This window comes from Thermostichus sp. MS-CIW-26 (assembly GCF_054059115.1).
On the sequence record NZ_JBSSBV010000002.1, the window covers coordinates 160,386 to 174,199 of the forward strand.

Genomic DNA, 13,814 nt, shown 5'->3' on the forward strand with positions numbered 1-13,814 from the left:
CCCCTAGGAGAGCTGACGGTTGATAACACCGCGGGCAAGAACCTGTGTTTGCATTGGCAGCAAGTAGCGCGACACCTCTGAGATATCGACGCTGGTGGCATTTCGGATGTAGCGACGGAAAAGGCCAGGGTTGGCTCGCTCCATGGCCGTGGCGGTGATGTTGATGATCACATCCTGCGGTCGGTCAGCGCCGACGCTTTGCCGCACGCAGACAGAGAAGCCCACGTCGTTTTGGTTATCTCCCAGCCCTGGGAAGGTGACGCCGTTGGGCCTGCCGCCACCAAAGGCATAGCCCTGCGGGCAAGCGGGTGCAACCTGCGGACTTCCCTCCCGGCTGCTGAAGATGTTGGAGACTAGAGTTGTCAGGCGGGGGCCTTGATTGCCTGCATCAGCAATACGCTCCTGGGGTGTTCCCTCCCGCTGGAGCCTTTGCAGAGCCTGCTGAGAGGGCCAGGCAAGAAAACCCTCCTGGAAAGGATCGGGATCAACCCTAAAGAATGGGCTGCGACCGGCGCAGTTGTTTTGACCCTGAATGTTGAAGGGTCGCAACTCAAAACGGTCGATCCGCGCGTTGCCTTCCCAGGGAGTGCGCCCCGTTGGGTTGCCGGCGTTGTTGTAGTTGCGGCGTAGGTAGTACACCACCAGGGTGTAGATGCCGCGGCGGCTGACAAGAGTGTCCCAATCCGCATTTCTACCGTTCTGATCGCGCGGAAACTCGGGAGGTGGCTGGTCTGGTAGGGTAGCATTGCCTCTTCGAATATCTTGCAAGGTGGGGTTGCCCGCGTAGCATCCCTGCGGGATCGGCTCCAACTTCCAAAAGGCAACAACCGGGATAGCGTCATCGGGTCGGCGGATCCAGCCCGGCGCGTAGAGCCGCTGAATGACATCCGGGATCCCGTCCCCAAGTCGATCAGATTGCTGTGGGTTCTGCTCAGTGTCGTTGTAAATGTAAAGAGCCTCCGCCAAATCCTGCTGGATGTATTCCATGGCTTGGGTCAGCTCCGCCTGCACCTGGGTGCGCCCTGTCTCTTCCCGATCCAGCCGCATGGTTTCGATAACGATCATGCCGGTGGCCAGCAGAAAGATCGAGGCTACCACCAGCGACACCAAAAGCTCGATGAGGGTAAACCCCGCACTCTGGTAAACCCTGTGGCGAAAAACCTTGAACATAGGAAAACACCACCTTTTTGTGAGCCTGCAGGAGGAGCTTACCCATCGCTTCAAAGCGAGGTAGGGCTTGGGCTGGGCAGCGGGAAGGCATTGCAGTTGTTGGTCGGGATCCCACCCCTGGCTTGAACATCGGCCAAAACGGCCCGGCAAACATCCCCCAAATTGGCAGCCAGGTTGACTTCTACAATCGAGCTGGCCATGGGAAAGAGCCACACATCGGCATTGGCCAAGTTCTGATTGGCGGAGACCGTCTCAGCGCGCAGGCCAGGAAGAGCTTGCCGAGTGTTTGGATCAAAAGAAAAGCGGTGGTACACCCTCACCCCCAAAAAGAAGGAGCAGGGAACCCCTGAGATGACGGTGTTGTTGCGTCGGTCAATGCATTCCCCGCCCCTATCCCGAAAGGTTTGGATGACATAGGTTTCGGGGTTTCGCCCCGGCAACCGCACTTCGGCCAGGCGAATGGAGTAGTTGGGGCCGGGGTTGTCCATATCGGCAGGAGGCGGGGTATTGGCCAAGGGGCTTGCTCCAATCCTGGGCAGACGAGCCAACTGAGCCGGGTTCTGGAAAGCAGCTGGGTTAGCGGCCAGCTCCAGGTCAACCAGAGTGCGAATGCGATCCACCTCAGCCCGGGCCAGTTGATTGGCCACTTCTATCCGCTCCGTCATGGCCCGCCGGTAGGCGATCAGGGTGAGAGCAGGAGCAAGAGCGGCCATAGCCAAAGCCACAATGACCACCGAGGCCAAGACCTCAATGAGCGTGAAGCCTTCTGCTTCCAATTGCTGCCGCAAAAGCCGCCACTTTTTCATATCCCCTCCAGCGCTCGCCCAGATCTGCCTACCTTGAATCTACCCCTGGCATGGGAAGTCAATATCAGTTGAATTAGTTGCAGCCTCCAATCCGAGCAGCCGCCTGCAGGGGCACATCTGGCTGAGCTTGCAGCCCGCAGCGCAGCCGCCGCACATACGGATCCTGAGGATCCAACTCCCGCAAGAACTCAGTGCGGGCATTGGAGGGGAATTGGAAGCGAGCCGACACCGCGCTGGGACGACGGGCAATTTGCAGGCCCACATCGTAGCCGAAGCGGCGGTTGGGTGGGTAGTAGTAGTCGTAGCCCCGCGTGAGGGCCGAGCCCGTAACCAAGTTGGGCGGCTCAAAGCTCTGCTGCAGGAAGGGGCCGGTGGCATAGGTGCTGTAGTTGAGCTGGATCATCGAGCCGCTGAAGAAGAGGTTGGTATTTCTCCACAGCTCGTTGAGGCGCAGGAAGTTGTGCATGCCGCCGGCAGTTTGGTCTAGCCGCGAGGGCAGGGTGCCGCTGATGGCAATGGCATTCACCCGCGTTTCCCTGGCCGGCTGCAGCTGCCGGTTTTGGCTGCCATCGTCGTTGCGGCGGCGCTGGTTCACATCGGTTGAAGCCAGCTCTTGGAAGCGGGGAATGGGAATGGGCCGACGGGTCACCTCATCCAGGATTACCCCCAGCACCGGGTTTTCGCCGGCAAAGCCAGTGGGAGTCTTGTTCAGGTCCAGGGTGAACGGCTCCACATCCACCCAAGCAAAAGCGGCGGTATCGCTGGGGAAATCGCTGTCGGTCATTGTGGAACCGTTGCGATCAATCTGGATTTGAACCCTCTTGGTGCCCGAGTCCACCCTGACGTAGAAGCACAGGCCATTGCGGATATCTTCGCTCCCCTTGGTGTCAATGTAGTAACCGCCACGATAGTTGGAGCTTGGGGAGTAGTTCTGAGTGTCACCTTCGTTTACCCAAGCATAGGGGTTCAACGCCATCTGGGGCTGAACCAGTAGTTTATTGGGATTGGCAGGATTCTTCTCCGCAAACAGCGGATCCCGATCCAGTACATCCCAAGGCTCGTTGGAGTCGCGAACGCCGTCGCCGTTTTTGTCCCAGAAGTTCAGTTGGCCGTCTCCGTTCCAGTCTTTGATGCGCAACGTGCTGGGGCGGCTGTCACCGGTGTAGGCGGTGTACTTGAAGGTGGTGTTGAAGTTGGGGCGAAACACTCCGGGCACCCAGAAGCCGCCTTTGGAATCTGGGCCTTCCTCCTCCGAGGGGCAGCCCACCGTCAGATCTTCCCTAAGTAATTTGCGCCTCAGCGCTCGGGCCCAGAGGTCGGTTCCCTTTGTAAACGAGCCTGCTAGAGCCTCTCCCTTGATAGCCGGGCGGATGCCGGGCTCGCGGTTGGGTTGAGAAACGATCTCGGAGAGAACGCCACCTCTCACCAAGCCCTCGCGGGCAGCATAGGCCGGTTCGCCAAACATCCAATTGAAGGCCGCCTGCAGAGCCTCGGCAGGGTTGGGCCACTTGGGTGGCTTGGGCACCCCGGCTTTCACCTCCAGCACCGGGGAAAGCTGCGGCTGCAGGGCAATGGTTACGCCCTCGGCAGGAGCCGCAGCCACCGTATTCACGCTGATGGTCTCCGGCTCCGGATCGGCCTCGACTGCCTGAATGGGGCGCAGCTCCACCGTGTTGGGCTTGGCTGCCATCCACTCGTCCAAGGGGCTCTTGGAGGGCGTTTCTGGGGCAAAGGTGCTCGGCCCGCAGGGACGCCCTTGACAGGTCAAACGTTGGGTCTTCGTTGCAGTGGGCGAGCAGGTGGGGCTGCTGGTGCTGTCGATGAGGGTGCCCGTCTGGGTTTGGGTAAAGGTTTTGGTTGTGCCGCAGGCGATCTGGTTGATGACCTCATCGCAACTGGCCGGCGTCCAAGGCCCCCAGTCGTAGTTGCAAATCTGCGGGCAAGTAACCGTCTCGGATTGCGTCTCGGTGTAGCTGGTTCCGCAAGCTGCCACTGTGCAGGTGCGGCTGCGAGTTTGGGTGACTTTGGTGCCGCCGTTGGCCACCGTACACTCAGGAGTCCATTTAGACCAAGCACCGCAGCTAGCACCTGGAGGCTGGCAGGTGATGGTTTGGCGTTCAGTTTCGACAAAGGGGCTTTGGCTGGTACAGAGCGGCGTTACCGTGCGGCTGCGGGTTTGGGTAATGGTGGTTTTGTTGCACTGCTGCTGCTGGGTACACTGAGGCGTCCAGTCCGACCATTTCCCGTAGTTGTACTGAGGGTAGCAGATGATCGTCCGAGTTTCCGACGGCGGAGTGCCAGGGCAACCGGCAGGCAAGGTGGCAGTTCTGGTTTGTTTAATAGTGGTTTGCTGACAGATGTTGGTTTTACATGCAGGAGTCCAGTCTGTCCAGATGGGATCGCAATTGAGGGGTTCTGCGCAGTACTGCTGGTTGGGTGCCAGAGGTTTAGTCTGATCCGGCTGGCAGGGCAGGTTGACGGGCTTTAGCGGCTTCAGGTAGCGCAGGTCATAGTTTTCCAGCGGCTGCCCATCTCCCTGAGTTGTGAAGCGGACAAAGGCATTGCCCATGTTCTCGTAGGTTTGGATCTCCACCAGGTAGGGAGAAGGCCGAGTGTAGTCGGTAACGCACTGCAGCTCCAGCCGGAAACTCACACGGTTATCGGCGCTATCCGACCAAGCTTCGGCACCAACAGCCTCATCCTCCGACAGCTCTTCTAGACGAGTGCCCGCATTGCGATAGAAGCCTCTAAAAGCTGGCTCTTCCTCATCTGGGTTAAGAGTGTAGTTGGGGTTCCTGCGGATGATGAGTCGGCCCCCATCGTCGGTGTTGAGGTTGTAGGTGGCAACACCCGGCCAACGGGGATACAGCTCCCCTACCCAGCGCACCACGAAAAAGTCATTACCATAGTTGTTGCCACTTCCCCATGACCCCTCTCTGCGCCGCCAGCAGGAGCGCCAGAAGCCTATGTTGCCCCTGTCTATGTCTGGAGCATCAGCGGGAAGTTGAGGCGGATTCATATCCGGCTCACTGCATCTTGGCATCCACAAAAAGTCAGCCTTGGGAAAGTTGGGTTGAGTATTCCACAAAGGCCAGCCGTCCCAGCCAAAGGGCCAGAGGAAGGGGGAGTTGGTGTTCAGGTAGTTCTGGTTGGCAAACAGGTAGTAGAACCCACCCCAAACCGGCAGATTGGTACCGCTGACCCAGCGGGCAAAACTACCTGGCTGCCAGCCGGAAACCTGGCCATCTTTATCTGTTTCCAAAGCGTCCCGAATGCAGGCCCACCACCGTGAGGCTCGCTCGTCGTATGGAGTGTTCCAATCACCTGAGGGATCGCACTTTGGTCCTCCCTGGTCTTCTTCTCTCATGAAGGATTCATTTGGAACGCCAAGCCTCCAATGCTGAACAGGGTAGGTTGGATCCGGCCAGCGCACTGCCCGCAAGTAGGGCAGGTTAGCATCTGGAGCCCTCAGAAGCTCAGAGACTTCAACGTCGGTGTCGGTGTCCCCAAACCCTGTGTCGGGGTTGTACTGGTTCTCCGGGCTGGTTATCCAGCCGTTGTAGTACTCGGCCAACAGGCCACCGCCTCCTTCTATTTCAGGCGGTCGGCAAGGCTGGAGGGAAGCTATCAGCAGCCAGCGGGAGGTGTCCAGCACCGGGTTGCCCAAAGCCGAAATGCGGGTGCCAAAGTTGGCATAGCCCGCATCGGGTGCGCGCAAGAGCCGCACTTCTGGCACGCCAAGCCCTGCTGTCCTGTCAGCGTTATTTGAGCTCGGGTTGGCACTGTCGCGGCGGGCAAAGATGGTGTCGCGGGCGAAGACCTCCGGCCAGCCTGGCTGCCGCACGTGGTTGCCCAAATTCTGCGCCCCGTTGGTGTTGTCGAAGCGCAGAACCCCAGCACCATCTCTGTTGGGATCCCGAGCCGGCCAGTTGTCGCCCCGGATCACCAGCGCTTGGTTGAGGAAGGAGGTGTTGGCTCCTAAGTTACTTCCGCTGCAGCCGTAGTGTTCGTTGCGGCGAGGAGCCGAGGCTCGTTGTGGGCTGCCCTGGTAGTTCCGGTTAGCCACAAAGCTGCTGCCGCCGCCGTTGAGCGTAGCATCCTGCACAAAGCCGTCGTCGATGCTGCCATCGCAGAAATCGGCAGAGAGGATGTTCACCGAGTCGCCCAACACGTCGCTCGGCCGCCAGAGATCCTCCGCCACCCGAGCAAAGCGCCGGTCTTCATTGACATTATTGAATAATAATCGCGGCCGCCCGTAGAAGTTGCTGTAGAGGCCGTCTGCTCCGAAATTGAGGAGAGTTTTGAACTCCTCCAGCCGCTGCCCGTTCCTCGTCTGGTGCAGGTTAAAGTCCCCTTGGATGTAGACAGGGTTGTCGGAAATGAAGGACAAGCCAAAGAGAGCTTCAGTAGGCCTGATGTCGTTACTGGGGTTAAACACACTGCGGGCCAACACTGCCCCGTTGCGCAGGCGGAAGCCGTAGGGCCGCCGATCCGGATCGGCATAGTAGTCCACCGGTTTGGGGCTGAGTCCACCTGGATTGGAAACAGGGGGATCCCAGACCGTTTGGCCATTGGCCGTGCCTCGATTCGGCTGACCGGCGTTCATAATACCGGCGCTGCCCAAGTCACCGCGGGCATTTCCGTTGCGCCAGCTGGTTAGGTAGCTATCAAAAGTGCCCAAGGGCGGACGAGCAATGGCATCTTCCCGCACGGCATCTTCCCGGAAGGCGTAGAAAATCCCCCCTTCTCGGTTCTCGCCAATGCCGGCAGGCAGCCAAGTGTCCCCGTTAATCAACCCCCTGGCCTGTCCGTTGACGTTGTTGGTCAGCAGGGCCAGGTCGATGTTGAGGGCCCGCACCGCCATCGCCTCGCGGCCATCGTAGAAGACGGAATCTTTGAAGGGCACGCGACGACACTGGTTGCCAATCCGAATGAGATCAAATTGGTTGCTATTGGGGCCAGCAGCAGTGCAATTGGCTGGGGCATGGGGCAAAGTCCACTGGTCAATGGTGGCCCGGGGCCTCAGCCTCATGGATTCCAGATCCACCACGGCTTGATAGGTTACTGGCCCCTGTAAGAAGGGGTAGGCCCGCCTCCGCTCATCTTCAAGGGGATCGTTGGGGTTGGGGGGCACGCTGTGGTGGAAGGGCTGCAGAGGGAAAATGTAGCGCAGCGGCAGATAAAACCGGTTGGCTGCTTCTCGGTTCCCAGCTCGGCTGGCTTGGATGTCGTTCCAAAGGATTTGAGCTGTGGGATCAGGATTGCTGGCAGTGGCGGCATCCCGAATGCGCAGGATGTTATCGGCCAGCATGCCCAACATGCAGCCTGCCGTTTGCAGCGTGGTTTGGTCGGCTAGGCTCAGTTGGTCAGTCACTTGGTCAGCGGGAGTGCCTCGGTTGACCAGATCAATCGCCTGCCCAATCGCCCGCCGCAGCTCGGAGAAGTTGCCAAAAGCCGTAATAAACGGATCCGGGTGAATGCGGCCCGCTTCTTGCTTGGGTGGATAGGCCCCATCGGGATCGCCGGCAAAATTGGCCAGGTTGGTGAGCGCTGTCCACAAAGGAGTGCCAGGCCGCAGTTGCTCCCGCATCGGCTCGGGGTCATACTCCCAAACGTTGGTGCCCTCTCCGGTAAAGAAGTTGATGCCCAGTTGAGTGCGCTGGTCGCCGGTAGGGAAGGTGGAAGCCCGCTGCAAGCTCCAGGGAGTGCCGGGGTGAGCCACCGTGGCCAAGCAGGCAATGGGAAAGCGCCCCTGCTCATGGCTGTAGTGGTAAACGGCCGTGGCCTGCACTGCCGCTGGGTTATCCCGTAGCGTTAGCCGTTGCCGCGCCTCGTTGCTGATGAAAATGGCCTGTAACTTGGTGGGATCATCCGCATTCCCGGTGGGCACCAAAGGCAAAGGCAAAGAATCGGTGCGGGTTAGCTCCAGCCGCTGCCCCACGATCACCCGCAAGCCCTCCACGCGTGCCCGCCGCTCCCAATAGCCATCCAAGCCCACCTCGGAAAGGGCGCCTGGGGGTGGGTTGTCCTCGGTCAAAGACTCATTCTGGTTGTTCCTGGCATCAGCAGGAATCGGGCTACCGGCATTGACACCAAACCTCTGAGCAAAGGTGTCCACGTCGCAGCCCCTCTGCTGGTTAGGTTCGACCGGTGGACGGTCATAGCTGGCCTTGGGGCCAAAGCGGTTGTCGGCCCGATACACATCGTCCACGTAGGGGGGGCAGGCCTGGTCGGACCGAAAGCCGCCAGCTTTAATCCGGCCAGGGTTCTCCCTCTCTTGGGCGTCAGGGTCCTCCCTCTTTCTCTTTTTGGCGTTGAGAGGAGAATTTGCCCATCCTGCTACATCTTGGGCGTAGGTTCCGCGGGTGCGAATGCGACCAAAAAGCTGTAGCTCCAGCGGATCCAGCGCCACATTTTCTGGCTCTACCTGGTTCTGCACCGAGTCAAAATTTTGGTTGTTCAACCGAGCCAGCACCTGTGGCGCTACGTCTTTCTGGTCAGAGTGAACATCGAAAATCAGAGTATCGCTCACCTGCTGGCCGGCGTAGCCAATGGCCCCTGCCACCAGCTCTCCAAAGGCAGTGATCTCAGAGTTGTCAGCGGGCATGTAGAAGCAGGATTGCTCCGAGCTGATGGCGAAAGCCCGGAACAAGTTGTTGGCAGTGTTCCGGAAGAAAAGGCTACCGCCTGCGTAGATAGCACCGTTCCAGTTGTAGCCAGGAGTAAAGAAAAACTCCACGTCGCCGCGGTTGAAAATTCCCCACTTGTTCAGCAGATCCCGCCGCCGATCTTGCTGAAACTGCAGAGCCGAAACGGCGCGGGTGGTGGAGTCGGCCCCCTCAATGGGAAGAGTAACTGCATAGACCTGAAAGGGCTTTTGCAAAGATGAGCCCACCTGGAACCAGTCCCCCACGTTGGGGTTGACCGTCTGTTCAGCCGGAGAATCGGTACACCCCGCCAAGGCCGAACCCTGCAGTGGCCCACCGCGGATCACCAGTCGCCGCGCCCGCTCAGTATCGGAAATGTTTTCCTCAAAGTCCTGGAGGTTCCTTTGCCCCGTAACCGGCGCTCGGCGGTTGTACAGAATGGTGTAGGCGGTAACGGAGTCGTCGATCCCGTTGTTGTCGGTATCCACCAAGAACCACCAGACTGGGGCTTGCCGCTGCACTTCAATTCCCTGGCTCCGATTCTGGGGATCCCGAACAAGGGCGCTGTAGTTCAGCAAAAAGCGCCGCTCATCGGGAAGGGTATAGGGATCCGAGGGCTCTGCAGGCACCAATGCGCCATCGTTGAGCAGCGCAGAGGTGAATTGGGCATCGGTGGGGGCACTGTTGGGCAGGCGGCGATCCCGAATGAGGTTGTCAATCTTGGCCCTGGCCCGGTCGATGGCAGCATTCAGTTGCCGGCTGATGGTCAGCTCCGCCCGTTCCACCTGGGTTTGGATGGTGCGCTGGGTAGAGCGGGTCAGCAGCCCTACCGTCACCAAGCTCAAGACCAGCACGATCAAAACAGCGACCGGCAGGACAAAGCCCCGCTCTCGGATCTTGCGCCGATCCACCCGTGCTTTCAAAGAGGCGAGCAAGCGCAGGGTGAGCTTGAGCAGCAGCGGGGAAGGAGCAGACATGGCCGTATCTCAGATAACGCAGGTGAGAAGGGGCACTTGGGCAGATGCCAAGATAGCAACAGTATGCAAGGGATCCGGAGTTTCGGACATCCCCACCGCTGGGGGGAGCTGCCAGCCCCCTCTCTGCAAGATTCTTAAGAATCCTCAATATCCTTTCACAAAATCCCCAGTTGTTGCGCCTTGAGGAGGGCGGTGACGCGGTCGCTGGCATCCAGCTTGCGGTAGGCGGTGCTGGCGTATTCTTTGACAGTTTCGATGCTCAGGCCCAGGCGGCGGGCAATCTGCTTGTTGGCCAGGCCCTCTTTCATCAGTTGCAGCACACACAGCTCGCGGGGGGTGAGCTTGGGCAGCTCCTGTCGGGCAGGCAGCCAGTCTCGTTCGGGGTTGGACAAAATCTGACGGATGACGCGGGCCAATTCCGCCGGGTCGGTCTCTTTGGAAAGGTAGCCTTTGGCCCCGGCGCGGCGGGCTGCCTCAATCAGACCCGGCTCCTGAAAGGTGGTCATCATCACCACCACCACCGGCAGGCCCAGCTCGGTGATTTGCTGGCAGGCGGCGATCCCATCCCCATCCGGCATGCGCACATCCAAAATGGCCACGTCGATGGGGCAACTGCGGCAGTACTGAACGGCCTGGGATCCCGTCTCGGCTTCGGCCACCACCTCAAATCCTTGCGCTTGCAGGGCAAACTTCAGCCCCAGCCGGAAGAGGGGATGATCGTCGGCAATGAGAACGCGGACAGGGGAAGTCATGGCAGGGGATCCCAGCCGAGGGGGTGCTGGTTTTAATCTGCCCAAGGGGGGATCCCAAATAAAGCGCCCTCACCCCCAGCCCCTCTCCCTTGGGGAGAGGGGAGTTATGGCTTCACCAAGACCATGCCGCGGGCCTGGGGGTCAAAGGTGGGATCCAGCCGGGTTTGGGCATTGTACAGGGCGCCGGTCAGATCCGCCCCCTCCAGAAAAGCGCCTCGCAGGTCGGCCCCCCGCAGATCGGCATTGTGTAACTTGGCCCCTGTGAGGTCGGCGCCGGTGAGGATGGCTCGACGCAAGTCGGCCCCGCTTAAGTTGGCCACCTGCAGATTGGCACCCGTCAGATCTGTCTGCTGCAGGTTGGCCTGCGCCAGATCGGCTTCCCACAAGAAAGCCCCTGCCTGAGCTGAGCCACTCAGATTGGCCCCTCTCAAATCGGCCAGATTGAGGATTGCTTGGGAGAGGTCGGCAGCTTGGAGATTGGCCTGTCTGAGGATCGCTTCTTTCAGGTTGGCCCCACTGAGGTCAGCTCCCGGCAGTTCTGCCCCCGTTAGGTTGCAGGCGGGGCAATCTTTGCTGGGAGAAACAATTTGGGATCGGCCCAGTTGGGCATCCAACTCCAGTTGGGCAAAGGTCGAAGCCCCTGGGAAGACCACCCAGCCGAGCAAACTCGCCCCACCCCAGAGCTTTGTGAACCGGAGCCATGCCATTCTTTTCACCGGATCCCCTGCACTGACGATGGTAGCTGCTCCGGAGCCCAAGCGCTCCCCCTCACCCCCAACCCCTCTCTCCAAGGGAGAGGGGGGTTTTGAGTGGCTGGCAGTGGGGGCAAAAGTGAGCCGACCGACCTGCCAGCTTCATCCGCTGAATTGGGGTGCCACAGAGGCGACAGGGATCCCCTTCCCGACCGTACACCCACGCTTGCCCTTGATAGTTGCCGTTGAGCCCACGCAGATCCCGGTAATCCCGCAAGGTGGTGCCCCGCTGCTCCAGCCCGGCCCGTAACACCTCGATCAAAGCTTCTCGCAGGCGTGCCTTGGCTACATCCGAAAGCTGAACTGCTGGCGTCAAAGGGTGAATGCCGCTCAGAAACAGGGCTTCGTCGGCGTAAATGTTGCCCACCCCGGCTACCAGCGATTGATCCAGCAGCGCGGTTTTAATAAGACGGCGGCTCTTCTGCAGGGCAGCCTGGAAATAGGCCTCAGAAAAAGCTGGCGAAAAGGGCTCCGGCCCCAAGGTCTGCAGGGTGGGGATCACTGCCTCCAGCTCAACACCGGCGGGCACCAGCCACATCTGGCCAAAGGTGCGCTGATCCACAAAGCGCAAGTCCCACCCTTCCTCGAAGGCCAAACGAACACGAGTGTGAGCTGATAAAGGGGTGGATCCCTGCACCCAGAGCAACTGCCCGGTCATGCGCAGATGCACGCCCAGAACAGCTCTCGAATCCAGGGATCCCAGGAGATACTTTCCTCGCCGCTGCCACTGGGTAAAACGGGTGCCAATCAAGCTCCGCCCAAACATCTCCCCTGCAGGGTAGGCAATGGTGCGGGCCAGGAGCACCTCCACCGCAAGTATGCGTGGCCCCAGGGTGAGGCGTTGCAAATCTTGCCGAACCGTTTCAACTTCCGGCAGTTCAGGCACAGAACAACTTGCTCAAGCAACACAGCTCCCGGCATCAGAACCCTTGTTGGTTTAGCTGGCCGGAGCGGCTTTGGCCTTGGCCTTGGGAGCTTCCAACACTTCCAGCTCATCTTCGCGGAAGTTGTTGGTGTTGATGTTGTAGTAGTTGATCTTGTCAAAGCGGACGATCACCGGGTAGAGAATGCCGCTGGTATCCACCGCCGCAACCGTTCCCACATCCCGGTACCAGTAGGATTCTTTCCGCAGCACACGGACTTTGGCACCACGCTGAATTGCCATGAGGGTTATCTCCATTGACCTGAACTCAGATTACCCTAGTCCGTGAGAAGGCTGCGATTTCCGAATTTTTGTAACAGGGATCCGCTTTTGTCTGGCTGGGTTTTCGGGGCCAACAGCAGATGAACCGTCGCACCTGTGGAGCCTGGCTGTTGGGTTCTGCTTTGACCTGGGGCTTGCAGGGGAAATCTGCAGGGCTGCCCCATCCGCGCGATTTTGCCGCCGTCCTCAACCTGAACACCGGTCGTTTAACAAGGGTTTGGCAGCCGGAGCAGGCTTCCAGAATCAGGGCCAGCCCTGGCTCAACCGTCAAATGCGCCGTTGCCGCCGCTGCTCTGCAGACTGGGATCAGCTCTGGGGAGCGCTTGATCCACTGCCCGGGTTGGTGGGATCCGCCGCCGCAACTGGGGTTGGGCCGCCTACCCTGCTGGGATCCCCGCGGCCATGGGGCTTTGAACTTGCGCCAGGCCCTGGCCCACTCTTGCAACGTGCATTTTTACCAGTTGGGCTGGGAGCTGGGGGCCGATACCCTGGTGGAGTGGCTGCGGCGCTTCGGCCTAGGGAGTGTGCAGAATACAACTCCGGCTCCGCTCTTGGCGACCGGTCTGGCTGGGCCGGTAGATCCCTGGGAGCTGTTGGTTTATGGGGGCGTGATTGCCCGCCGAGGTGTACCCCTTTCTGGCGAGGTCTCTCTGCCTGCCCTCTCTTTACCGGCTTGGATTTGGGAGGCTCTCCATGCTGGCATGAGCCTGGCGGCAACAGCGGGCACCTGTCGCGGCATTGCCCCAGAAGGGATCCCAGTGGCAGCCAAGTCTGGCACCATCCTCAATCCTCAACGACGAGGACGACCAATTCTCTGGGCAGAAGATTTTCAAGCCTGGTTGCTGGCCTTTTGGCCCCTGCCGGATCCCAACTGGACGCTGGTGCTGCACCTGCATCAGGGCAAAGCCTATGAGGCGGCCATTCCCCTGGCGCGGCAGATCATCGCCGCCATCGGCAGCGGGTGACCACCTTGCTTGCGATCATGAAGAAATGCAAACTATACTGAAGGTCAAGTGCCGTTCTCGTTTTCGTTCTTTACGGATCCCACTCTCTGTCGTTCCCATTTACCCTGGAGGTTCTCATGTCTAATCCCAATTTGTCTGAGCCCAAGTTTGGCTTTAACGAGTATGCCGAGCGCCTCAACGGTCGGGCTGCCATGATTGGCTTTGTGTTGGCCATTGTCATCGAAGCGGTGACGGGCCAAGGCGTTGCTTCCTGGCTGGGCCTGATCTAAGAGACCTCAACTTACCGCCTTTTGGCTTTTCCTTGGGTCTGCTGGCTTGCAGGCCCTTTATTGTATTGAGCAGGAAGCGTAAACTACCCGACACCCGCGCTATGCGCAGAGTGCGGGCTTTATCCCAATCCCCAGCGGCCCCAGAGGACAGCTAAGTTTCGGAATTTCAGGCGAGTCTACAGTCGCCCCAAGGAGAGAGATTACTTGAGCAGCGTTATGGTCAGCATCCCCTTCCCACCCGCAGTGTCCACACTTGAACGACTTACCATTGC

Annotated in this window: 9 protein-coding genes and 1 pseudogene; 2 read left to right on the plus strand and 8 right to left on the minus strand. The window is 59.6% G+C overall.

The features are described from left to right. Positions 1-3: 3 nt before the first annotated feature. From ACVWZU_RS01655 to ACVWZU_RS01685, 7 genes are all read right to left on the minus strand, one after another. Entirely contained in the window at positions 4-1,170 is a 1,167-nt protein-coding gene (locus ACVWZU_RS01655; RefSeq protein WP_457443020.1) for a PilW family protein, read from the minus strand. Positions 1,171-1,220: 50 nt separating this feature from the next. Beyond that, a complete protein-coding gene (locus ACVWZU_RS01660) occupies positions 1,221-1,976 on the minus strand; it encodes a prepilin-type N-terminal cleavage/methylation domain-containing protein (RefSeq protein ID WP_099887272.1) in 756 nt (251 codons plus the stop codon). Positions 1,977-2,049: 73 nt separating this feature from the next. After that, the gene (gene hpsA, locus ACVWZU_RS01665) at positions 2,050-9,600 is read right to left on the minus strand and encodes a hormogonium polysaccharide biosynthesis protein HpsA (protein WP_457443023.1); all 7,551 of its coding nucleotides are present in this window, start codon (positions 9,598-9,600) and stop codon (positions 2,050-2,052) included. Positions 9,601-9,755: 155 nt separating this feature from the next. Beyond that, positions 9,756-10,352 (minus strand): response regulator transcription factor, encoded by a 597-nt coding sequence (locus ACVWZU_RS01670; protein WP_011432870.1) that lies wholly within the window; start codon positions 10,350-10,352, stop codon positions 9,756-9,758. A 104-nt stretch (positions 10,353-10,456) separates the two neighbouring features. Next, on the minus strand, positions 10,457-11,059 hold the full coding sequence (locus ACVWZU_RS01675) for a pentapeptide repeat-containing protein (protein ID WP_457443025.1): 603 nt from the start codon (positions 11,057-11,059) through the stop codon (positions 10,457-10,459). Positions 11,060-11,120: 61 nt separating this feature from the next. Then, positions 11,121-11,990 (minus strand): DNA-formamidopyrimidine glycosylase, encoded by an 870-nt coding sequence (locus ACVWZU_RS01680; RefSeq protein ID WP_414342749.1) that lies wholly within the window; start codon positions 11,988-11,990, stop codon positions 11,121-11,123. Positions 11,991-12,041: 51 nt separating this feature from the next. Then, complete coding sequence (locus ACVWZU_RS01685; RefSeq protein ID WP_414329200.1) at positions 12,042-12,269, minus strand: photosystem I reaction center subunit IV; 228 nt, start codon at positions 12,267-12,269, stop codon at positions 12,042-12,044. Between the two features lie 119 nt (positions 12,270-12,388). Here ACVWZU_RS01685 and ACVWZU_RS01690 point away from each other — a divergent pair, with 119 nt between their 5' ends. Beyond that, positions 12,389-13,273: a penicillin-binding transpeptidase domain-containing protein gene (locus tag ACVWZU_RS01690; RefSeq protein ID WP_414342748.1), complete on the plus strand. Its 885-nt coding sequence runs from the start codon at positions 12,389-12,391 to the stop codon at positions 13,271-13,273. A 116-nt stretch (positions 13,274-13,389) separates the two neighbouring features. After that, complete coding sequence (locus ACVWZU_RS01695) at positions 13,390-13,542, plus strand: chlorophyll a/b-binding protein (RefSeq protein WP_011429120.1); 153 nt, start codon at positions 13,390-13,392, stop codon at positions 13,540-13,542. A gap of 99 nt (positions 13,543-13,641) precedes the next feature. On the opposite strand, the pseudogene ACVWZU_RS01700 reads toward ACVWZU_RS01695, so the two are convergent. Next, a pseudogene (locus ACVWZU_RS01700) lies at positions 13,642-13,814 on the minus strand (RNA-guided endonuclease TnpB family protein); the annotation flags it as partial.